16 protein-coding genes are annotated in these 22,455 nt (G+C 38.9%); 6 read left to right on the top strand and 10 right to left on the bottom strand.

Translation table 11 applies throughout. From position 1 onward, the window contains the following. The first annotated feature begins 22 nt into the window (after nt 1–22). Nucleotides 23–907 (top strand): NAD(P)-dependent oxidoreductase, encoded by an 885-nt coding sequence (locus VCM39_RS16660; RefSeq protein ID WP_221651339.1) that lies wholly within the window; start codon nt 23–25, stop codon nt 905–907. Here the strand turns inward: VCM39_RS16660 and VCM39_RS16655 are convergent. Together VCM39_RS16655 and VCM39_RS16650 are read right to left on the bottom strand one after the other, a co-directional pair. Continuing rightward, nucleotides 890–1,678 carry an aspartate dehydrogenase domain-containing protein gene (locus VCM39_RS16655; RefSeq protein ID WP_221651338.1) on the bottom strand — a complete coding sequence of 263 codons (789 nt, stop codon included), beginning with the start codon at nt 1,676–1,678 and terminating at the stop codon, nt 890–892. The two genes, VCM39_RS16660 and VCM39_RS16655, sit on opposite strands and share 18 nt — an antisense overlap. A gap of 62 nt (nt 1,679–1,740) precedes the next feature. After that, nucleotides 1,741–2,793: a DUF3810 domain-containing protein gene (locus VCM39_RS16650; RefSeq protein ID WP_322934132.1), complete on the bottom strand. Its 1,053-nt coding sequence runs from the start codon at nt 2,791–2,793 to the stop codon at nt 1,741–1,743. A 125-nt stretch (nt 2,794–2,918) separates the two neighbouring features. Here VCM39_RS16650 and VCM39_RS16645 point away from each other — a divergent pair, with 125 nt between their 5' ends. Further along, complete coding sequence (locus tag VCM39_RS16645; RefSeq protein ID WP_195350247.1) at nt 2,919–3,560, top strand: hypothetical protein; 642 nt, start codon at nt 2,919–2,921, stop codon at nt 3,558–3,560. 60 nt (nt 3,561–3,620) lie between these two features. Next, nucleotides 3,621–6,254, top strand: coding sequence for a valine--tRNA ligase (locus tag VCM39_RS16640; RefSeq protein WP_007484391.1), 2,634 nt, complete (start codon nt 3,621–3,623; stop codon nt 6,252–6,254). A 166-nt stretch (nt 6,255–6,420) separates the two neighbouring features. Here VCM39_RS16640 and VCM39_RS16635 read toward each other — a convergent pair whose 3' ends face one another. Then, nucleotides 6,421–7,347 carry a tyrosine-type recombinase/integrase gene (locus VCM39_RS16635; RefSeq protein ID WP_221651336.1) on the bottom strand — a complete coding sequence of 309 codons (927 nt, stop codon included), beginning with the start codon at nt 7,345–7,347 and terminating at the stop codon, nt 6,421–6,423. An 80-nt stretch (nt 7,348–7,427) separates the two neighbouring features. On the opposite strand from VCM39_RS16635, the gene VCM39_RS16630 reads away from it, so the two are divergent. Then, nucleotides 7,428–7,952 (top strand): restriction endonuclease subunit S, encoded by a 525-nt coding sequence (locus tag VCM39_RS16630; RefSeq protein WP_322934133.1) that lies wholly within the window; start codon nt 7,428–7,430, stop codon nt 7,950–7,952. Nucleotides 7,953–8,022: 70 nt separating this feature from the next. Continuing rightward, nucleotides 8,023–8,526, top strand: a complete 504-nt coding sequence (locus VCM39_RS16625) for a restriction endonuclease subunit S (protein ID WP_322934134.1) — start codon at nt 8,023–8,025, stop codon at nt 8,524–8,526. Here the strand turns inward: VCM39_RS16625 and VCM39_RS16620 are convergent. From VCM39_RS16620 to VCM39_RS16605, 4 genes are all read right to left on the bottom strand, one after another. Continuing rightward, a complete protein-coding gene (locus VCM39_RS16620; RefSeq protein WP_322934135.1) occupies nt 8,519–9,655 on the bottom strand; it encodes a restriction endonuclease subunit S in 1,137 nt (378 codons plus the stop codon). The genes VCM39_RS16625 and VCM39_RS16620 overlap by 8 nt on opposite strands. A 49-nt stretch (nt 9,656–9,704) precedes the next feature. Continuing rightward, nucleotides 9,705–10,553, bottom strand: coding sequence for a RhuM family protein (gene rhuM / locus VCM39_RS16615; protein WP_322934136.1), 849 nt, complete (start codon nt 10,551–10,553; stop codon nt 9,705–9,707). 72 nt (nt 10,554–10,625) lie between these two features. Then, on the bottom strand, nt 10,626–12,170 hold the full coding sequence (locus tag VCM39_RS16610; RefSeq protein ID WP_221651333.1) for a type I restriction-modification system subunit M: 1,545 nt from the start codon (nt 12,168–12,170) through the stop codon (nt 10,626–10,628). A 17-nt stretch (nt 12,171–12,187) separates the two neighbouring features. After that, nucleotides 12,188–15,007 (bottom strand): type I restriction endonuclease subunit R, encoded by a 2,820-nt coding sequence (locus VCM39_RS16605; protein WP_221651332.1) that lies wholly within the window; start codon nt 15,005–15,007, stop codon nt 12,188–12,190. 357 nt (nt 15,008–15,364) lie between these two features. Here VCM39_RS16605 and VCM39_RS16600 point away from each other — a divergent pair, with 357 nt between their 5' ends. Further along, nucleotides 15,365–17,251: a sensor histidine kinase gene (locus VCM39_RS16600; protein WP_221651331.1), complete on the top strand. Its 1,887-nt coding sequence runs from the start codon at nt 15,365–15,367 to the stop codon at nt 17,249–17,251. Nucleotides 17,252–17,283: 32 nt separating this feature from the next. Here the strand turns inward: VCM39_RS16600 and VCM39_RS16595 are convergent, their stop codons facing one another. From VCM39_RS16595 to secA, 3 genes are all read right to left on the bottom strand, one after another. Then, on the bottom strand, nt 17,284–17,730 hold the full coding sequence (locus VCM39_RS16595) for a hypothetical protein (protein ID WP_221651330.1): 447 nt from the start codon (nt 17,728–17,730) through the stop codon (nt 17,284–17,286). Between the two features lie 63 nt (nt 17,731–17,793). Next, on the bottom strand, nt 17,794–18,891 hold the full coding sequence (locus VCM39_RS16590) for a DUF6340 family protein (RefSeq protein WP_221651329.1): 1,098 nt from the start codon (nt 18,889–18,891) through the stop codon (nt 17,794–17,796). A 204-nt stretch (nt 18,892–19,095) separates the two neighbouring features. Then, nucleotides 19,096–22,410 carry a preprotein translocase subunit SecA gene (gene secA / locus VCM39_RS16585; RefSeq protein ID WP_221651328.1) on the bottom strand — a complete coding sequence of 1,105 codons (3,315 nt, stop codon included), beginning with the start codon at nt 22,408–22,410 and terminating at the stop codon, nt 19,096–19,098. Between the last annotated feature and the right edge of the window lie 45 nt (nt 22,411–22,455).

The raw sequence follows: 22,455 nt of genomic DNA, 5'->3' as shown, positions 1-22,455 counted from the left end.
TTACCGCTAAAATTTTAAGACTATGTTTCATAAACTTGTAGCGATAGAACCGGTAAGCCTGGTTCCTTCAGCAGAAAAAGCATTGCATTCTTTTGCAAATGAAGTTATTATGTATTCCGATATACCGGAGGGAGATGATGAAGTTGCAGCCCGTATTGGTGATGCCGATGCTGTACTTTTAAGTTATACTTCCCGGATAAACCGGTATACATTGGAGAAATGCCCTAATGTTAAGTATATCGGCATGTGTTGTTCACTCTATTCTCCGGAAAGCGCTAATGTAGATATTCGTTATGCCAACCAACAGGGGATTACGGTAACGGGTATCCGCGATTATGGTGATGAAGGAGTGGTAGAGTATGTGATTAGTGAACTGGTACGTTGTTTGCATGGATTCGGGCAGGAACCATGGGATGGTATGGCACGTGAGATTACCGGATTGAAGGTTGGTGTTGTGGGGCTTGGTAAGTCCGGTGGCATGATAGCAGATGCATTGAATTTTCTGGGTGCTGATATTGCTTATTATGCCCGCAGTGAGAAAAAGGAAGCTGCAGCCAAAGGATATCGTTTCATGCCGTTAAATGAGCTTCTTACTCAGAGCGAAGTAGTTTTTTGTTGTCTCAACAAAAATACAGTTCTATTACATGATGCTGAATTCAAAGCGCTTGGAAACAAAAAGATATTGTTCAATACCGGCTTATCACCGGCATGGGATGAATCTGCCTTTGCACAATGGCTCGAAGGAGATAATCTTTGTTTTTGTGATACGGTAGGTGCATTGGGAGGCACACAGTATCTCAATCATCCGCATGTGCGTTGTATGCAGGTATCAACAGGGCGTACCCGCCAGGCGTTTGACCGCCTGAGCGAGAAAGTGCTTGCCAATCTGTCAGAATACAATGGGTGAGGTTATATTGATCAGGGTGTTCACTACAGACCACCCTGCAATATCGGACGTAGCGCTGTACACCTCTACTACAGCATGTACCTGATCATTTTTTATTTCAACCTTTTGAGTATCTCCCACGAATCCGGGGGTGGATTGTATGGATACCTGCATATTCTCCGGACCAACAGAGGCCAGTGAGGCAGCAACTGCTACATTGACTTTGGTTGGAAACATACCTATTGCTTCTGTTGCATTTCCGGAAAAGACGATGCGTTGCTCTGTCTGTAAAGTTTCATCGTATACGGCCGTACCTTTCAATGCATTCGGACCTTTCTCGTTGAAGAAACGGGCAGAAGCATTTCCCATTAAGAAAGCAGTCCTTAAAACATCAAATCCTCCGGTAGCTCCGGATACAGGGTATACACGTGTACCATTCTCCCTGGCTGTTTTCTTCACTTCCTCATAAAAGGTGGTATCTGCCAAAGCACCGATAGACAAGGTGATGATGGAAGTACCGTTTTTTAACGCAGGCAAAGCAAGTGCTTTCATAGCACTGGGAGAAGCTGACTCCACTAGATAGTCGGGTTTCAAACCGAGCAGCTCTTCCAGAGTAGCACAGGCGGCACAGGGTTTTCCATACTGCTGCATTTTAGTTACAATACGTTCGGCTTTTGATGCCGTACGCGAATAAACACCTACCAGATCATAATCGGGTAATAATCCATTGACAACTGCATCCGCAACGATTTCAGCAAGTCGTCCACATCCTACAATTACTAATTTTTTCATACGGCAAAGATACAGCTTTTAAGCATATAATCTATAATGTATATATCTACCTGTTTGTTGATTTATCGTTTTTCGGTTTGGTAATCCCGGTATGAGATTAAGAGTCCTACTACTTCCGAATAGTTTTTGCGTCCGCTTTCTATTTTGTTTCCTTTGAGGTAAAGGTCGTATATCCAGTCTTGGATATTGCCAACCAGAGGACTGTATTTCGCCATCCAGTATTCCTGATTAGAGCGGGCAAGTTCAATGATTTCCGGTCGGATACGTTTGAATAGTTCATTGTATTCTTCTTCTGTCATGAGTCGGCGTGCATTGCCCAGAATATGACTCAGGACAGAGAAATAACCACTGAAACGGATACTTTCCACTTGCGAACGTGTACATACCTGATATGCATAAAAGTTGGCTTCGGCTTCGCTGGTGATGCCCAGCAAATGGGCAAGTTCATGCGTATATGTTGCCGGATACTGGGAAGGGAGTAAATCGCCGTTCAGCGTGAATTCACAAAAGAAAGGTCCCATACTGCCACTCACACCAACCATCGATATGAATGGAGTGAATAGCATTGTTTTTACTTTGGGCGAATCAGATGGAGGTAGATGTACGCCTAATGTATCACTGATTTGCCGGTATCCTTTGACTGCTTCCCGACAGATAATATCCTTGTTTATTTCTGTAACAGAGACATAAGAATCATTCAGATGTTCAATGTATTCGTCCACAAATGCTTTGAATTTATCGGGGGTATAGGCAACATAGGGAATGTTTGTACGTTCGTAAAAGTTCTTTTGCGAATAATTCAGCCCCCATGCAAGGTAAAACCATACATATACCCACAAAAGATATTCACCGTCACGTAATAAAATCTTTTTCCAGGGATATTTTTTTATCCGTCCGTAAATAGGATAGAGGATGACACCGGTAATACTGAGAAATATGAATAAATCGCCTATGGCAAAAGGAAACAAACGTGAGAACGAAGACAGACAAAACGAAATAACCGGGTATACGGACCGGGCATAGCCCTCACCCATCGCCGGAATAAGCTGAGTGGTCCAGATAAGTAACAGGAGAGTTCCCAGAATGATATAGCGTATCTTTTGTTTTCGCTTCATAGTCAAATTTCTTTTATAGGACAAAAATATGTATTAATTGAATGCCGTGCAGAAAATTACCTCTATATTTGCGAAATTTCTGTTAATAAACAAATTTATATATCAATAACACACACACATTGATTATGGCTAATACAGAGGGAATAGAAAGCTATTGTCGCAATTGCGTATCACGTGATTTCGTGATGGGACGTGGACTCGTCTGTAAACGTACGGGAACATTACCGGACTTTGAAGATGCTTGTGAAAATTTTCAAAAAGATGAAGAATTGGAAAAGATAGCACCCACTCCGGATCCGGAAATATTTTCTGCAGTGCTGAGCAGAGAGCAGCTACTGGCAGAAGAAAATCTTCCGAAGGCGGTATTGTGGGGAACGGGGGCTTGTCTTTTAGGAGCTGTTGCCTGGGGATTGGTTTCTGTTTCCACTGGCTATCAGATTGGCTATATGGCTATTGGTATCGGTTTCATTGTTGGATTGGCTATGCGCAGGGGAAAGGGAGTGCGTCCTGTTTTCGGAATCATTGGAGCAGCTCTGGCTTTGTTGAGTTGCATTTTAGGAGATTTCTTTTCTATTATAGGCTATGTAGCTAAAGAATATAGTTTATCTTATATGGAGGCACTGGCGGAAACAGATTTTAAAGCAGTATTCTCGGTAATGGCCGAAAATATAGTTTCTGCTACTGCTCTATTTTACGGAATAGCACTTTACGAAGGCTATAAACTCTCTTTCCGTGTACAGAAACAGCCGGAGAGTGGTAAGATTTGAATTTAAATTATTAATTTTGCATCCATTATTCGCAATAAATTAAACATATAGAAATATAACATGGAATTAGCAAGTAAGTACAATCCCGCTGACGTGGAGGGAAAGTGGTACCAGTATTGGTTGGATCACAAATTATTTAGTTCAAAACCCGATGGTCGTGAACCTTACACCATCGTCATTCCTCCTCCTAACGTCACTGGTGTGTTACACATGGGACACATGCTTAATAATACCATTCAGGATATTCTTGTTCGCCGTGCCCGTATGGAAGGTAAAAATGCCTGTTGGGTACCGGGAACAGATCATGCCTCTATTGCAACTGAAGCCAAGGTGGTAAACAGACTTGCAGCGGAAGGAATCAAAAAGACGGATCTGACCCGTGACGAATTTCTCAAACATGCCTGGGCATGGACCGAAGAGCACGGTGGTATTATCCTGAAACAGCTTCGTAAACTCGGAGCATCTTGCGACTGGGATCGTACCGCATTTACTATGGATGAAAAACGTAGCGAAAGTGTACTGAAGGTTTTCGTAGATCTTTATAATAAGGGACTTATTTACCGGGGAGTTCGTATGGTGAACTGGGACCCGAAAGCATTGACTGCCCTCTCTGATGAAGAGGTGATTTATAAAGAAGAACATGGAAAACTTTATTATTTGCGTTATAAAGTAGAAGGAGATCCGGAAGGTCGTTATGCGGTGGTTGCTACTACTCGTCCGGAAACAATTATGGGTGATACGGCTATGTGTATCAATCCTGCCGATCCTAAAAATACTTGGTTGAAAGGTAAAAAAGTAATCGTACCGTTGGTAGGGCGCGTTATTCCGGTGATCGAAGATGATTACGTAGATATCGAATTCGGTACGGGTTGTCTGAAAGTGACTCCGGCACATGATGTGAACGACTATATGCTGGGCGAAAAATACAATTTGCCGAGTATTGATATTTTCAATGATAACGGAACATTAAGTGAAGCTGCCGGTATGTATATCGGTATGGATCGTTTTGATGTTCGTAAGCAGATAGAGAAAGATCTTGAAGCTGCCGGATTGCTTGAAAAGACAGAGGCTTATACGAATAAGGTAGGTTATTCAGAGCGTACGAATGTAGTGATTGAACCGAAATTGTCTATGCAGTGGTTCCTTAAGATGCAGCACTTTGCAGAGATGGCGTTGCCACCTGTAATGAATGACGAACTGAAATTTTATCCTCCCAAGTATAAAAATACTTACCGGCACTGGATGGAAAACATAAAAGACTGGTGTATCAGCCGTCAGTTGTGGTGGGGACATCGTATTCCGGCTTACTTTTTACCTGAGGGTGGCTATGTGGTAGCTGCTACAGACGAGGAAGCATTGAAACTTGCCAAAGAAAAAACTGGAAATAATGCATTGACTCTGGCCGATATCCGTCAGGATGAAGATTGTCTGGATACTTGGTTCTCTTCCTGGTTGTGGCCTATTTCATTGTTTGATGGTATTAATAATCCGGGTAACAAAGAGATTGAGTATTACTATCCTACAAGTGACCTTGTTACAGGTCCGGATATTATTTTCTTCTGGGTAGCCCGCATGATTATGGCCGGTTATGAATATGAAGGAAAGATGCCGTTTAAGAATGTATATTTTACTGGTATCGTTCGTGATAAGTTAGGGCGCAAAATGTCTAAATCATTGGGTAATTCACCCGATCCATTGGAACTAATTGAAAAATACGGCGCCGATGGGGTACGTATGGGTATGATGCTTGCGGCTCCTGCCGGGAACGACATTCTCTTTGATGATGCATTGTGCGAGCAAGGACGTAATTTCTGTAACAAGATATGGAATGCTTTCCGGTTGATCAAAGGATGGAAGGTTGCTGATAATGCTGAAGTTCCCGAAGCGTCCAAGTTGGCTGTCCGCTGGTTTGAGTCCAAACAGAATGAAGTAGCAGCTGAGGTTGCCGATCTGTTTAGCAAATATCGTTTGAGTGAAGCACTTATGGCTGTTTATAAGCTGTTCTGGGATGAGTTCTCTTCCTGGTATCTGGAAATGATTAAGCCGGCTTACGGACAAGCTATTGACCGTGTTACTTTTGATGCTACTATTGGATTCCTGAATAATTTGCTTCATTTGCTTCATCCGTTTATGCCTTTCATTACCGAAGAGTTGTGGCAACAGATGGCCGAACGTAAGGAGGGAGAGAGTCTGATGGTGAATTCTTTATTGTTGAATGGAACCGTTGATGAAGCGTTTATTCAGCAGTTTGAAGTGGTGAAGGAAGTGATCAGTAATATCCGTACGATTCGTTTGCAGAAGAATATTGCACAGAAAGAAGCACTTGAGTTGCAGGTGATAGGTGAAAATCCGGTTACTGCATTTAATGCTGTGATTATTAAGATTTGTAATTTGTCCGGTATTGCAGTGGTAGAAGCCAAAGCAGAAGGAGCATCTTCATTCATGGTAGGCACTATTGAGTTTGCTGTTCCGCTTGGCAATATGATTGATGTAGAAGCGGAGATCGCTCGTATGGAAGCTGAACTGAAACATAAAGAAGGATTCCTGCAAGGTGTGTTGAAGAAACTTAGTAATGAGAAATTTGTAAATAATGCTCCACCGGCAGTAATTGAGATTGAACGAAAGAAACAGGCAGATGCCGAGAGTATTATTAATTCATTGAAAGAAAGTATTGCTTCTTTAAAGAAAGCATAAACCGATTTTATAGAAGTAGAAAGGCATTCCAAAATATTGGGATGCCTTTCTTTTTTTAGTAGCAGATAGGAAATAGATCGCTTTTCGGTATCAGATTGAGTCTAAAACAAAGTAGTAAAAAATCAAGGGCTGTTCTTTGAGGATTATAGAACAGCCCAATTTTTATTTATTTTAATGCCTTAGACATTTGCTCTATGCACCTCTTTTTTTGCTCCATATTTGGATGAACATACAAGTTGAGAGTCGTGCTAATATTTGAATGCCCAAGAAGTACGCTTACAGTCTTATAATCACATTTACTTTCGATACATCGAGTTGCGAAACTGTGGCGCAGGCCATGAAATTTCAAATCAGATATTCCTAAATCTTTCAAAAAAAGTTTGTAGTAGTTTCGGTATGTCCTGGGTTCTGTCGGTTTTGATTCATTGGTCAGTACAAAGTATGTAGCATTAACCACTTTTTTTAATGGTTTAAGTAGCTTGATTAAATCTCTGGTCATGGGAATGTCTCGAATAGAATTCTTCGTTTTGGGTGTATCTAAAACTAATTCTGTACGTCGCTCAGATTCTTCAATAAGGTATATACGTTGAATTGTTTGCTTAATACTGATAACACCTGATTCTGTGTCAATATCTTGCCATCTTAATGCGCAAATCTCACCTATTCGTAATCCTGTACTTAAACAAATGTATATTCCCAAATTCTTAAATGTAAAATGTTCTTGAATGTGGTTAATGATTTTTTTATGATTACTTTTACTCAATATTTCTATATCATGTCGCTCTCGTTCGGTAGGGAATTTAATATCAATCTGGCTATATTCAAGAAATTTGTTTTTTACACCGTATTTTAAAATCATTCTTAGTACTATGAGTATATCCTTAATTGATTTCTGACTGAGTTTATTTTCTAATTTCTGAAAAACAAACTCTTGTACCATGCTTTCTTCAATATGGCACATCTCTCCAAATGTTGGCAATAGATGATTCTCGATCAATAGTGAGTATGCCGAGATAGTTGATTTCTTCACGTACTGTTTTTTATCCTCTTTCCATAGGATTGCAATTTCTTTAATTGTCATTGTTGTTTCCATTTTATTCTGTTTTAGGTAATTAAACTATTTAAATAAGATAGAAATAATATTAGAGACTCCAAATAACTAAGTTTCCTAATTTGAGATTTAAGGAGTTTGAAGGGGAATGGGAAAAATGTCAAATTAAAGATTATGGGACAATTATTACTGGAAATACACCTTCAACAGCAGATTCCGAAAACTATCAAGGCGAATATCTTTGGGCTTCACCAGCAGATTTAGACATTGGCAAATTTGTTATTGAAACCCAGACTAAGTTATCATTAAAAGGATTTAATAAAACCCGAAAATTGCCTTTCGGAACAATCTTAGTGACTTGCATTGGATCCACTATCGGAAAGATGGGAATGGCTCAACAAGAGATGTCAACAAATCAACAGATAAATTCAATTATTTCATTTCCATCTAATAATAAAGATTATATTTATTATGCTATCAAAAGCCGATTTCCAAAATATTTAGCATTAGTTTCTGTGCAAGCTGTACCAATATTATCTAAATCTTCTTTTGAGAAATTAGAGAATTATATAACAACAAAAGACGAGCAAGATAAAATAGGAGTCTTTTTATCCTTGATTGACGAACGCATTTCAACCCAAATTTAAAATAATTGAAAAATTTGAATCCTTAATTAAAGGGATATACAATTTTCTATTGGGAGAGTCAAGTGATTATATGAAACTTGGTGGACTGTGCGAGATTAAAAAAGGTCAGCAAGTTAATGGAACTGAATTAACAGAGTTTGGTGAATACTATGTAATGAATGGTGGAATTGCTCCATCGGGATTTTATAATTTCTATAACACTAATAGTAATACAATATCAATTAGCGAAGGAGGAAACTCGTGTGGATACGTGCAATATAATGATCTTCCTTTTTGGAGTGGAGGACATTGTTATACATTAGAAAACGTAGAAGGTATCATTAATGATAGATACCTTTTCCATTATTTGAAAGCTAATGAAGCATCAATAATGGCGTTACGTATAGGTAGTGGGCTACCTAATATCCAAAAGAAAGATTTATCTTCTTTTGGTGTACCACTGCCCACATTGACAAAGCAAAAAGAGATGGCCAATACTCTTGACAAAGTAGTTGATAAGATAGGCATAGAAAAAGGTATTCTTGCAGCTTATCAAAAGCAGAAAAAATTCCTTTTACAAAGTATGTTTATATAAATAAATTAGAAAGTAGATATTGTTTCTGCTCTTTCATCTTTTGTAACATTTGTTTCTCTATTTCTACCTTATCAGTTATGGTTGTAAGCACATTAGCTGTTTTTTGTTGTTCGTCATATGAAGGACAATAAAAAACAGCTTCCCCGTAATCCTTAAAGTATATGTGTGGAATCCCTGAACCAACTATAAATTTTTCAAAGTTAAATATACTCAGAAAATAAAAGAGATATTTTAGACAGACGTTATTTTTTGCAGTCAAAGAGTTAAGGGTACCTATAGTAGAGTACTTACCGTTTGCATATTGAACTCTTCCAACTCCAGAACCATCTTTGATTATGAGAATCGAATCTTGGTCAATTTGGTATTGAGATGTATATGCTATTATACCAGTTGCTCCATAAACACAAAAAATCCCACTATCATTTACAATTTCAGATTCAGATAATGTTGACGAATGACATACAAGGCAATCTTTTATTTTTGTTGTTGGTTTATTATTCATTATGAGTAAACGGCAAAGCCCTTTAATTAAGGATTCAAATTTTTCAATTATTTTAATTTGGGTTGAAATGCGTTCGTCAATCTGGTATAGCAACGATGAAATCTTCTTTTGCTCTATTTTCTCTGGCATATAAACTTGTAGGTGTTTTAACTTTTCTCCGTATAAGTGTACCACAGATACCCCTTGTGCTATTTTGGCAATATCTAATTTACGAATTCCGTTTAGTTGGTAACTTAAAAAACATCCATCGTCATTTTTTAATCTAATGATGTTCAGGTCTCCTCCTAAAAGTATGTCATTTTGAGTTACACAGCGGGCGGTTGAAATATCAATTGCAGTTTCACCGGAAGAAGGAATGATTACATCATTCACTTTACTTTTTACAAGGTTAGTAGGGTTAATGTCAGTTCGGCTAATAATCTCATTAATAATTTCATACTTATACTTAGTATATAATTCACCATAAAGAATACAAGGCATTCCATTTAAAGATAGTTGATCTTTTGATATACCTGTACCTTTGGTTATCAATGCAATAGAATGTAATGTTATCTTTTCCCATTCCCCTTCAAACTCCTTAAATCTCAAATTAGGAAACTTTTTGTTATTGTTCGTATTATGCTTCATCTTGATTATTTATAAATGTCAATCTATTGCATTAAGGTTTTTCAGCACTCTATTTGTTGTCATATAATATAACTCCTTTGATTTTTGCCAATAATTCATCAACGGTAATATCACTCATCAATGCAAAAGCGAACCATTTTTTACCTAAATCTTTAACTGATGCTCCAAGGTGATATACTTTTTCGTCTATTAGTAAGAAGCGATCGTGCGCCAGATTGAATATGTCTACCTGAATCGGGGGATATTGGGTATTGTGTTTATCTATATCCAGTTGTAACTGTGCTGTGATTCGCTGTGTGTAGATTGTTGCTGTAACATTTGCGTTACGTTTATCCAAGAGTGTGAGTACTGACTCATCTACATAGTTGTCTATCAGAATAATCGATGTTTGGGCACTCTTTACTAGATTAGCTACAAATTTATACGCATCGAAGATCTGTCCATTATAGAAAATTCCTTCAATTGGAGGTAACGTAGTGCGGACAAAGAAATCAATTTTATCTTCAGTTTGGGCTACTCGTTGTTCTAATCGTTCCATACGATTGTTTATCGAATAACCTTTCAGTAAAAAGTCTTTTAATACCTTATTTGCCCATTGACGGAATTGAGTTCCACGAAGAGACTTAACGCGATACCCAACAGATATAATAACGTCCAGACTATACATTTTTATAGGTTTATCTGAATTTGCAATGTGCAAAAAATGCACATTGCTTTTTTCGTCGAGCTCATGCTCTTTAAATACGTTATTAATATGCCTCGTTATGACGGTACGGTCTCGTTGAAAGAGCTCCGATATTTGTGCTTGTGTCAGCCAAACCGTTTCATCTTCCATTCGCACTTCTATTTTAACCGTTTTATCAGGTTGGTATAAGATGATTTCATCTTGGTTATCCATATTCCTTTATTTGTTACATCTCAATCGAACTGTTCAGTATCTTCGGACAGTAGGATATGATACTACTTGTTTCTATTCTACTAATCCCAATTCTCGCAGATACACTTCAATTTCCTTATCCAATTCAGTACGTTTGGCTTCCAGGCCTTTAATATCTGCCATAACCTTCTTGATATCTATAGGTTCTTCTTCTTCAAATGTATCTACATAGCGAGGAATGTTTAAGTTGTAATCATTTTCTTGAATCTCTTGGAGTGTGGCGAGATGGCTGTATTTTTCTATTTCCGTACGTTTTTGATAGGTTTCAATAATTTTACGGATGTGTCCTGGACGAAGTTTGTTTTGTGTTTTTATCTTTTCAAATTCTTTACTTGCATCAATAAAGAGAATATTGTCATCTTCTTTACGACATTTCTTCATTACAAGAATGCAAGTGGGGATACTTGTGCCATAGAAAATATTAGCTGGCAAACCAATGATAGCATCAATGTAGTTCTTCTTCTCAATGAGAAATTGACGGATTTTACCCTCAGATGCTCCACGAAACAAAACACCGTGGGGAGCTACGCAAGCCATTGTTCCACCATCGTTCAGATGATAGATCATGTGGAGTATAAAAGCGTAGTCAGCTTTTGATTTAGGAGCAAGTACACCTGCTTTACTGAAACGGTCGTCATTGTTGAATTTGTCGGCAGCACTCCAATCGGCAGAAAATGGAGGATTGGCCACCACGGCATCAAACTGCAGTTCTTCAAATTCATCAGACTCAAGGGTATCGCCATTACGAATATCAAAATCGTTATACTTCACACTATGCAGAAGCATGTTCATTCGTGCAAGATTGTAGGTCGTGGGATTCTTCTCTTGACCGAAAATAGTATCAGCATTGCCATTTTTGGCTGTACGAAGTAGTAGAGAACCACTGCCACAAGTAGGGTCGTAAACCGATTTCAATCGCGTCTTTCCGGTAGTTACTATATCGGCTAATATTTGGCTCACTTCTTGGGGAGTGTAGAATTCACCTGCTTTCTTGCCTGCTCCAGCGGCAAATTGACTAATCATATATTCGTAGGCATCGCCCAAAATATCAATATCCGAAGCTTTCTGCAAACCGAAATCAATACCATCAAGAGCTATCAGTACATCGCTTACCAATCGGTTTTTATCTTCAACAGTTCTCCCCAATTTGGGAGAGGTTAGGTCAAGGTCGGAAAACAAACCTTCAAAATCATCTTCGCTGTCTTGACCGATGGTACTGTCCTCTATTTTTTTAAGAGAACGTTCCAATGCAGGAAGAATATTTTCTTTTTTTCTTATTAGGGCTATAACAGTAGAGTATAGAAATTCAGGCTCTACAAAATAACCAAGGTCCTGAATACAAGACTCTTTGATCTCTTTTTTCAGTTCTTCGTCGTTTGATGCCCAAGCCTGTTGAAAGCTTATTTCGTCTATTCGTAATTCATTGTTAACATGTCGTTCTATTTTTTCGGATAAGTACTTGTAGAAGATGAAACCAAGAGAGAAATACATAAAGTCGCTTGCCGACATATTTCCCCTCAATGTATTGGCAACCATCCACAGTTGGTTACGCAGTTTTTGCTGTAATTCTTCGCTCATATATTTTATTCTTTCTTTTATTCCCAACTAAACATCTCAATAATAGCATGTAATCTGCCCATTATATGTTTAAGTAAATGACGTTTCTCTTTAAATCCTACTTTCTTCTGCTCAATCGCTTCCTGAATGATTTCGGGCTTTTCGCGTTGTAAGTAATCATATTCTGCAAGGAAAGACATTAAGGATTCTATATTGATGCCTTCTTCCTCAGAAAGCTGTTTGACAGCTTTTTGTCGTGCTTTGGTTATATATTGGCTCAGTTTGGCTTCCAAATCTATTTTTTCATCGGCTTTTGCATCTTTAAAGCCTTCCTTATCTTCGTCCACATTTTGTTGTATGAATTCATCTATCAATTTGGCTTTATTGCGCATAGCAGGGTCTTTTATCATTGTGTCGATGATGCTTTGGCGCTTTTCTTTATAATCATTTTCATCAGGATTCAAGTTTGCAATCAATTCGAGTATGTACGCCACATTAATAATATCGCTGTGAAGTAATTCCAAACAGAAATCAATATCTTCCATTGTTTTGGGTTCGCCATAAGGGATTTCAGGCTCGGCAGCCATTTTCCTTGAAATCTCTTCTTTTGTATTACCAATAGCTATGTCCAGATATTTGCTTCTGAAATCCATATATTCCTGCTCCGACATCAAGAAATAAGGGTCGTCCTTTTGATATTCTTCATAAATTTGCACCTCAATTTTCTTCTTGATAATATCACGGAATGCCAGTATGAACTCTCGTTTATCGTATTCACTCTGTAACGCATCTATATAAAAAGGGGCGGGATATTTCTCCAGGAACGAAATCATTTTGAGATTTAACTCTTTCTTTACCTTGTCAAAAGGTTCACGAATAATGAATTCATTGGGGCAGTTGTTGCTGAATAGCTTGATAGACTTATCTACATTGCTTTTCAAGTTGCGAAAGCAAACGATTTTGCCAAATCGCTTTTTCTCGTTCAGTACACGGTTGGTTCGGCTAAAGGCTTGCAATAGTCCGTGGTATTCCATATTCTTATCCACATAGAGTGTATTGAGTTTCTTTGAATCAAAACCGGTTAGAAACATGCCTACTACCAGACATAGGTCCAGTGATTCCATATCTGCCCGTTTCTTTTTCAGACGCAGATTGATATCGTCATAATAGGCTCGAAAATTGTCTGTGCCGAAGGTTGTACCATACATTTCATTATAATCCTTCATAATGGCTTGCAACTCATCGGCATCTACCTTTTCATTGCTGAAATTTTGGTTCATACCTGTTAAATTATCGTCTTGGTCACCATTATTGGCATAAGTGAAAATTGCACCGATTTTTATTTTCGGTTTTAGCTCCTTGAATATCTTGTAATATTGCAATAGCATAGGTACGGACTGGACAGCAAAGAGAGCACCATACTCTCCGTCAAAAGTGGACTTGTTATAATTATTTAGAATAAATTGAGCAATCTCTCTCATTCTATTTTTGTTTGTAGTATCTAATACACTACCTTGTCCTTCGTAATATTCCACCAGGAAACCTAATACATTTTCATCGGCAATGGCATCTTTTATGAGATACTTATGCAGGCAGTCGCCGAAGATTTCTGCTGTAGTGCGTCCCTGTTTGGCATTTTCTTTAAAGATGGGTGTTCCTGTGAATCCGAATATTTGCAAATGATTGAAGAAATTTACAATGTTTTTGTGGCAATCACCGAAGTGGCTTCGGTGACATTCATCGAATATCATCACTATGTTCTGCTTCCTTACTTCCTGCAGATATTTATTGTAATAATCCTTGGTGACGGCACAATTCAACTTTTGAATGGTAGTAATGATAATTCTTGAGCTTCCGCTTAATCTTTTTATCAATTCACGGGTATCGTCGGTATTGTCAACCGCTCCGGGCTCAAATGATTCATATTCCGATTGCGTCTGTGTATCTAAGTCGTGTCTATCCACCACAAACATCACTTTGTCTATACCGTCTATTTCGGATACTAATTGAGCCGTCTTGAATGAGGTTAACGTTTTTCCTGCTCCTGTGGTATGCCATATATAGCCATTTTTATTTGTATTTTGCACGCGGTCTATAATTTTTTCAACAGCGTAATACTGATAAGGCCGGAGTACCATCAGGCATTTATCTCCTTCGTGTAGTACAATGTATTTACTGACAATCTTTCCTAACGTACATTTGGCAAAGAAAAAATTGGCAAACTTGCTGAGGTCATTAAATGGTCGATTCTCTATATTCGTCCAATTGAAGGTAAATTTATAGCCCGAATTGGGATTGTTGGCAAAGTAACGGGTGTCTACTCCATTAGAAATGACAAACAACTGAATATAGTCGAACAAACCACTGAATGAGGTTTTGTGATAACGTTGTATCTGATTGTAGGCTTGTTTTAGCTCTATACCTCGCTTTTTCAATTCTATTTGTACCAAAGGAAGGCCATTGATCAGGATGGTGACGTCATACCTGCATTTCTTTGTACCCTCCATGGTTATTTGGTTGGATACTTGAAATTCATTCTGACACCATTTCTGTTTATTAAGGAATTCCACCCAGATATGTTGTCCATCGTCGGCATCAAGTGTATAGATATCCCGTAATTTTTTTGCTTTTTCAAATCGCGTGCCACCCTCTAAATAAAGAAGAATACGGTCGAATTCAGTATCAGTAAACACTGTTTTGTTATGGCGTTGGAGTTCTTTTTGGTTGTGTTTTTCAAGCTGGGCTTTGAAGTTTTGTTTCAAGTTGTCTCCTTCTTTGAGAACAACATATTCGTAGGCATTATCTTGTAATGTCTTTATCAATCCATACTCTAATGCTTGTTCGCTTTGTGTGACCATAAATTACTTGCTTTTATCCAATAATGTACATCTGTCAATCCGGAACTACTTTTATGAGATTTATATTTTCTATAAATTATCAAACAATAGATGTAGTGTGCAAATGTATTGCTTTTATTTCTATTATGCGAAACGAATAAAACAATTTATGATAGAATGTTTGACAATTGAAAAAAAACAGTCCGTTTTTTCAATCATCAGCTAAGTCTTAATAGAAAGTTCTCTATTTATGTATAGGTAAAGAAAGCATAAACCGATTTTATAGAAGTAGAAAGGCATTCCAAAATATTGGGATACCTTTCTTTTTTTTATCAAAATAAATTTTACCTTTGCCTCTGTAATAAAAACAACAAACAAATGAAACAGGCAACTCTATTATTGTCTTTTATTGCTTTACTACTATGCGGCACAAGCTCTTCTATATTTGCTCATGGCAACAATGGAGATGAGATTTTATTTTTGAATTCAATAAATTTTAATCTTCCCTGGGCAAAGGCTATGTACTGGCATGCCAGTGAAGACTTGGAGCGGAAAGGGTTCGATGTAAAAGCCGAGTCGTTATCAGTACCTGCTCTGAGAGACCAAAGTGAAGTAGATGCGGTATTGTTGCATTTGAAAGAAAAATATCCGCTTCCTCCAAAGTTAATAGTCATGATAGGTGATCCGGGCTGGATTGTATGCCGGGAACTTTTTGATGGAATATGGAAAGATGTTCCTGTAATTATAACCAATTCCCGTGAATATTTGCCGGCTACGCTCGAAGTACTTTTGTCTCACGAACCATTGACTGCAGCCAACTCTGTTTCGGCGGATGTCTGGCGAAAGGGGTACAATGTCACTTTTTTACGTCAGGTTTATTATGTCAAAGAAACGATTGAGTTAATGCGGAAGATAATGCCTGAAATGAAGCGTATTGCTTTTATTTCAGACGATCGTTATATTAGTAAGATGGCTTGTTCGGACGTAGAGAATGCTGTGGCGAATTTCTTTCCGGATCAGGAACTTCATCAGCTGTCTACGACTTTTCTTTCCACTGAGATGCTGCTGGATACACTGCGTAGTTATGATCATACTACCGGCCTTATCTACTATTCCTGGTTCGAATCTCACAACCGGAATGATAATAACTATCTTTTTGATCATTTACAGGACATTATTCATAATTTTGTTCATACTCCTCTGTTTTTGCTTGCTGCCGAGGATTTATCCAAAGATACTTTTGCAGGTGGTTATTATGTTTCTTCCGAATCTTTTGGAAATTCATTACTTTCTGTGATCTATCGTGTATTGGATGGAGAATCTCCCTGTGATATTCCCGGAACGGATGGGGGCATACCTTCTGCTACTCTCTGTTATCCGGTGTTACAAGAGCATGGTATCCCCGAATCCCTTTATCCGAAAGACGTGACTTATGTGAACAAACCAGCCCCTTTTCTGGAGCAGTATGAGAAGCAGTTACTTTGGGCGGGTATTTCTCTTCTGGTAATAGTGATTGCTGTTATTTATTATATTTCTATTCTTAAAAAGGCATATGGTCGTCTGAAAGAGGCAAAAGAACAGGCTGAAGTAGCCAATCAGTTAAAATCTGCTTTCCTTGCTAATATGAGTCACGAGATTCGTACACCTCTGAATGCCATTGTGGGTTTTTCTAATATGTTGCCTCATGTTGAGGAAAAAGAAGAGATGGAGGAGTATGTTTGTATTATTGAGAATAATACAAATTTACTTCTTCAGTTGATTAGTGATATTCTGGATATGGCGAAGATAGAGGCCGGTACATATGATTTTCATGAAACGTATGTGGATGTCAATTCGATACTGGATGAAATAGAACAAAGTATCCGTTTGAGAATTAAGAATAAAAAAGTGGATCTCATTTTTGAAGAACGCCTCCCGCAATGTGTATTATATGCTGACCGGAACAGGTTGATACAAGTAATAACCAATTTTCTGACGAATGCTATTAAATTCACGGAAAGCGGGACGATCACAATGGGGTATCGTTTGAAAGATAAACATACAATTTATTTCTATGTTTCTGATACCGGATGTGGTATGTCTGATGAACAGTGTCAACATGTATTTGAGCGATTTGTGAAATACAACTCATTTATTCAGGGTACAGGATTAGGATTATCTATCTGTAAAATGATAATTGAAAAAATGGGCGGAAAAATAGGAGTCGACTCAACACCAGATAAAGGCTCTGTATTTTGGTTTACTCTTCCTTATCGACAAGAATAATTCTTTTTTCCTGTCGGTAAAGGAAGCTTTTATTATTTTTCAAGTAATTCTTTCAGAAAAGTATCCAATTCTTCATCCAGACCTTTTAATAGTTCGTCATTTACAAGCAGTGTATCATCATCTATCAGAAGTAATTCGGCTACTGTTTCTCTGTCTTCGTCTACTAAAACAAAAGAGTAAGGTTTGAGGATTGTTAGCTTATCAAAATCTCCATTGTCCTTCATTCGGCAAAGAATAGGGCGGAGGACACGTTCGGCATTCTCATAAAAATCATCACTTTCATATGCAGACCATTCGTCAATGGTCACATTGACCAATTCGTCATCTTCGTCATCGAAGATGGATAGTTCGCCGGAATTCTGATTCGGCTGTATGTGAATATCTGTAACGATTGTTTGTTCGCAGCCGCAAGTAAACTTTGCGACTGCTTTTCGTATAGCCGATTCGATTACAGATTGTGATTGTTGACTCAGTTTCATTGGTTTTCCTCCTTTTATTTAGATCAAAGGTATAAAAAAAATGCAAATCCGACTATATTTTGATTAAAAATCATCATTAAATCGGTTCATTTGCATATTTAATGATGACAATCCGGCTGTCCGTTTCTGTAACTCTACCACATAAAGGCTGGTCATTACGTAATTCGGTATTTCGGATATGTCTACATTGTCTTTGTTTCTTTGGTCTATTTTATCTATTTTATAAGCTAATTCTTGAGCTTTTAGTGCCCATGTTTCGGCTTGTTCCAGTTCATCTTTTATTTCGTAGTAAACAGCAATATTGTATGCAGACTGCATTTTCTTTTTATCACTTTTCGCTGTATTGAAAGTTTGTTCCCAAAGTTTGAAGGCCTTGTCCCATGAGTTCTCACGGACGTATATGGCAGCGTCACGCATGTTTACGGAACCATTGTTGTAGAGATTGCGGGTGGCTGATGTCCAGTAGGGAAGGAGGTGCTTTACTGGAATCGTACCGGCAAACTCCGAGGCTTCTTGTTGTATCTGAGAATCCTGGATAAGGTGAGTCTGTACGTACGAACTTGTGTTGCCAAACTCTTCCCAGAAAATACTGTCATTGGGAGCGACGGTCAACATCGGATTTTTACGTTGGGGAATATAGATTCTAATCGTAGGATACACTTTCACATCTACACTACCATAATAACAACTCCAATCAGGAATATAACGAATCGTTTTGGTCGCTTTTAGCTGAAGGTTTTCCAGTGAGATCAAAAAGTCAACATCCAGACTTTCTGTCAGGTCCTTTACTTCTTCCCGAGTAAGTGTTTCTTCACGTGCAAATTTATCATTAGCACGCAGAGCAGAGTCACAAATGATTACTTCATCAAAATAGTTTTGGTTTGCTATACCTTCAGCCAATGATTCGGCCGCTATTTTGGCATCTCCATTGTTGTAAGCAACGGCACGGGCTATCTCATCGTCTTTCCGTGATCTGTCCGATTCTATCCATTTATTGTCAGGCACGCTACTGGTATTATTGACAATCGCGACCCGACGCAGTTCGGGAGGAAAGTTTATTTCCGCAGGCATCATATATTCGATAGGGATTTGCTCTATTGTTTGGCAAGAACTGAATGCCAGACAGAAGAGTAACAATAGCGTGAATGAGTATTTTGCCATAGTTTTGCTTTCTTTTTCAGCAAAAGTACGATTTTGTATGAATAAAAAAAAGTTCAAAACAATATTTAATTGTTTTGAACTTTTTTAGTAGTAAATGGGGAAGAAGTCAGAAGCCGGTAATTAGTAGTTGGAATGCCTTCGGCATGATAACGCTTACATGCTGCATAGATTCTAACTACTGACTTATTTACTAACTACTGAATCTTACGCCCTTCCGTGGCAATTTTTGTATTTTTTACCGCTACCGCAAGGACATGGATCGTTACGTCCTACTGTCTTTTCTGCACGTAGGGGCTCACGCTTTACAGCTTCGCGGGTATCTTGCTGTGCAGCAGCCTGTTGATTCGGATCGTTCAGGTCTTGTTTCTGTTCACGATATTTACTTAAATCCTGGCGACGTTCGGGAGCTGCTTCACGCACTTCTACACGTTGTGCCTGTTCGGGAGCTTCCTGTACCGGGATTTGTCCGCGCATCAGGATAGATACAGTCTGGTTATTGATCTTGTTTACCATAGTATCAAACAAGTTCACTGATTCCAGTTTATAGATCAATAACGGATCTTTCTGTTCGTAGCTTGCATTTTGTACTGAATGTTTCAATTCATCCAGTTCACGAAGATTTTCTTTCCATGCTTCGTCAATTACATGAAGCAGGATTGATTTCTCGAATGATTTCACTACCTCTTTAGACTCGCTTTCGTAAGCAGCTTTCAGATTGCAGGAGATGTTGTACATACGTTTTCCGTCCGTGATAGGAATCAGAATGTTTTCGTACATATGTCCCTGGTTCTCATATACCTGTTTGATTACAGGATTTGCTATTTGTGCCAGACGTTCACTTTTACGTTTGAAGTTAGCCATTGCTTCATCAAAAGTTCTTTCTGCCAGCTTTTCTTTCTTCTCACTACGGAATTCTTCTTCTGTGAAAGGAGCATCCATAGCCAATGTCTGAAGAAGGTCAAACTTACAGTTTTCATATTCTGCATTGTTTTCAATGGCTGCTGCACAACGGTCCCAGATCATATTTACAATGTCCATACCGATACGTTCGCCCATTAACGCATGGCGACGTTTCGTATAAACAACTGTACGTTGCTTGTTCATTACGTCATCATATTCCAGCAAACGTTTACGGATACCGAAGTTATTTTCTTCCACTTTCTTCTGTGCGCGTTCAATGGAGTTTGAAATCATCTTATGTTCGATCATTTCTCCTTCCTGGAATCCCAGTCTATCCATAACACCGGCGATGCGGTCGGAAGAGAAGAGGCGCATCAAATCGTCTTCCAGTGATACGAAGAATACAGAAGAACCCGGATCACCCTGACGTCCGGCACGACCACGCAACTGGCGGTCTACACGGCGGGATTCGTGGCGTTCTGTACCAATGATAGCCAAACCACCGGCAGCCTTAACTTCCGGACTCAGTTTGATGTCGGTACCACGACCTGCCATATTGGTAGCAATAGTCACCGTACCTTGTAAACCTGCTTTTGCCACAATGTCAGCTTCCCGCTGGTGTAACTTCGCGTTCAATACATTGTGCTCAATCTTACGCATGGTCAACATCTTGCTCAGCATTTCGGAGATTTCTACCGAAGTAGTACCTACCAGTACCGGGCGGCCGGCATTGACCAGTTGTTCTATTTCCTCAATGACGGCTTTATACTTTTCGCGTTTTGTTTTATAAACGCGGTCGTTCATATCTTTACGGGCAATAGGGCGGTTGGTAGGGATAACCACTACATCGAGTTTGTAGATATCCCAAAGTTCACCTGCTTCTGTTTCGGCAGTACCGGTCATACCCGATAGCTTGTGATACATACGGAAGTAGTTCTGCAATGTGATGGTAGCAAAAGTTTGTGTGGCAGCTTCTACTTTAACACGTTCTTTAGCTTCGATAGCCTGGTGGAGTCCGTCCGAATAACGACGACCTTCCATGATACGGCCTGTCTGCTCATCAACAATCTTCACCTGTCCGTCAATTACAACGTATTCGTCGTCTTTCTCAAACATGGTATATGCTTTCAGCAACTGATTGATGGTGTGTACGCGTTCCGATTTGATGGCATAGTTGGTCATCAGGGCATCTTTCTTTTCCAGTTTCTGCTCGTCGCTCAGATCCTTCTCATTTTCCAGTTCAGAGAGCTGTGCTGCGATATCCGGTAATACAAACAGAGTAGGGTCGTCAGAATTACCTGTGATCAGGTCAACACCTTTGTCCGTCAAGTCTACGCTGTTCATCTTTTCTTCAATAACGAAATACAATGGGTCAGTAGCCTCATGCATACGTTTATTGTTCTGTTCCATGTAGATCTCTTCTGTTTTCAGCATACCAGCTTTGATACCCTGTTCACTCAGGAACTTGATCAATGCTTTGTTTTTGGGTAATGCCTTATGACTGCGGAAGAGAGCGAGGAATCCTTCTTCTACCTCTTTCTTATCATCTGATGCGATTAATCTCTTAGCATCTGTCAGATATTTGGTAGCCAATACTTTCTGGGCTTCTACAAGACGTTCTACCAATGGGCAAAGAGATTCGAAAAGCTGGTCTTCACCTTTAGGAACGGGACCGGAGATAATCAACGGAGTACGCGCATCATCAATCAATACCGAGTCTACCTCATCGACAATAGCATAGTTGTGTTGGCGTTGTACAAGGTCTTTGGGACTGATAGCCATATTGTCGCGCAGGTAGTCGAAACCAAATTCATTATTTGTACCGAAAGTGATATCAGCCAGATAAGCCTGACGGCGTGCATCTGAGTTTGGCTGATGACGGTCAATACAATCAACGCTTAATCCATGGAACATATAAAGCGGTCCCATCCATTCGGAGTCACGTTTTGCCAGATAATCATTCACTGTTACTACATGTACACCATTTCCTGTCAGCGCATTGAGGAATACAGGCAGGGTAGCCACCAGGGTTTTACCTTCACCTGTTGCCATTTCAGCAATTTTTCCTTTATGAAGTACTACACCACCAAAAAGCTGTACATCATAATGGATCATATTCCATACCGTATCATTTCCACCGGCATTCCAGTGATTCTGATAGATAGCTTTGTCTCCTTCGATGCGTACGAAATCTTTGGTTGCGGCCAGTGTACGGTCAAAGTCTGTGGCAGTTACCACAATTTCTTCATTTTCGGTGAAACGTCTGGCCGTGTCTTTTACAATAGAGAAAGCTACCGGGAGTACTTCTTCCAGTGCTTTTTCATATATTTCGAGTATCTCTTTTTCGAGTTTATCAATCTGAACAAATACCTCTTCACGATCTTCCAGTTCTATTGACTCAATGCTTGCTTTCAGTTCTTCCACTTTGGCACGTTCCTGGGTAGCAGAGTTGTAAATGTATTGTTTCAGTTCTTGTGTTTTGGCACGAAGTCCATCATTATCCAATTTTTCAATCTCAGGGTAAGCGGCTTTGATTTTGTCTACCCAAGGTTGAATTTCTTTCATGTCTCGTGTGGATTTGTTTCCGAAAATCGAGCTCAAAAATTCATTAAATCCCATTTGTGTATTATATTTATTATTATTTACTAAGTTGAAAAAAGTGTG

The sequence above is a fragment of the Bacteroides mucinivorans genome (assembly GCF_034654355.2).
GTDB lineage: Bacteria > Bacteroidota > Bacteroidia > Bacteroidales > Bacteroidaceae > Bacteroides > Bacteroides nordii.
The sequence above is the reverse complement of the archived record's forward strand: the minus strand, read 5'-3'. Positions and strand labels throughout refer to the sequence as shown.

Coding starts and splice junctions, on each gene's coding strand:
- VCM39_RS16660 (WP_221651339.1), top strand. CDS start 23: ATGTTTCATAAACTTGTAGCGATAGAACCGGTAAGCCTGGTTCCTTCA.
- VCM39_RS16655 (WP_221651338.1), bottom strand. CDS start 1,678: ATGAAAAAATTAGTAATTGTAGGATGTGGACGACTTGCTGAAATCGTT.
- VCM39_RS16650 (WP_322934132.1), bottom strand. CDS start 2,793: ATGAAGCGAAAACAAAAGATACGCTATATCATTCTGGGAACTCTCCTG.
- VCM39_RS16645 (WP_195350247.1), top strand. CDS start 2,919: ATGGCTAATACAGAGGGAATAGAAAGCTATTGTCGCAATTGCGTATCA.
- VCM39_RS16640 (WP_007484391.1), top strand. CDS start 3,621: ATGGAATTAGCAAGTAAGTACAATCCCGCTGACGTGGAGGGAAAGTGG.
- VCM39_RS16635 (WP_221651336.1), bottom strand. CDS start 7,347: ATGGAAACAACAATGACAATTAAAGAAATTGCAATCCTATGGAAAGAG.
- VCM39_RS16625 (WP_322934134.1), top strand. CDS start 8,023: ATGAAACTTGGTGGACTGTGCGAGATTAAAAAAGGTCAGCAAGTTAAT.
- VCM39_RS16620 (WP_322934135.1), bottom strand. CDS start 9,655: ATGAAGCATAATACGAACAATAACAAAAAGTTTCCTAATTTGAGATTT.
- rhuM (WP_322934136.1), bottom strand. CDS start 10,553: ATGGATAACCAAGATGAAATCATCTTATACCAACCTGATAAAACGGTT.
- VCM39_RS16610 (WP_221651333.1), bottom strand. CDS start 12,170: ATGAGCGAAGAATTACAGCAAAAACTGCGTAACCAACTGTGGATGGTT.
- VCM39_RS16605 (WP_221651332.1), bottom strand. CDS start 15,007: ATGGTCACACAAAGCGAACAAGCATTAGAGTATGGATTGATAAAGACA.
- VCM39_RS16600 (WP_221651331.1), top strand. CDS start 15,365: ATGAAACAGGCAACTCTATTATTGTCTTTTATTGCTTTACTACTATGC.
- VCM39_RS16595 (WP_221651330.1), bottom strand. CDS start 17,730: ATGAAACTGAGTCAACAATCACAATCTGTAATCGAATCGGCTATACGA.
- VCM39_RS16590 (WP_221651329.1), bottom strand. CDS start 18,891: ATGGCAAAATACTCATTCACGCTATTGTTACTCTTCTGTCTGGCATTC.
- secA (WP_221651328.1), bottom strand. CDS start 22,410: ATGGGATTTAATGAATTTTTGAGCTCGATTTTCGGAAACAAATCCACA.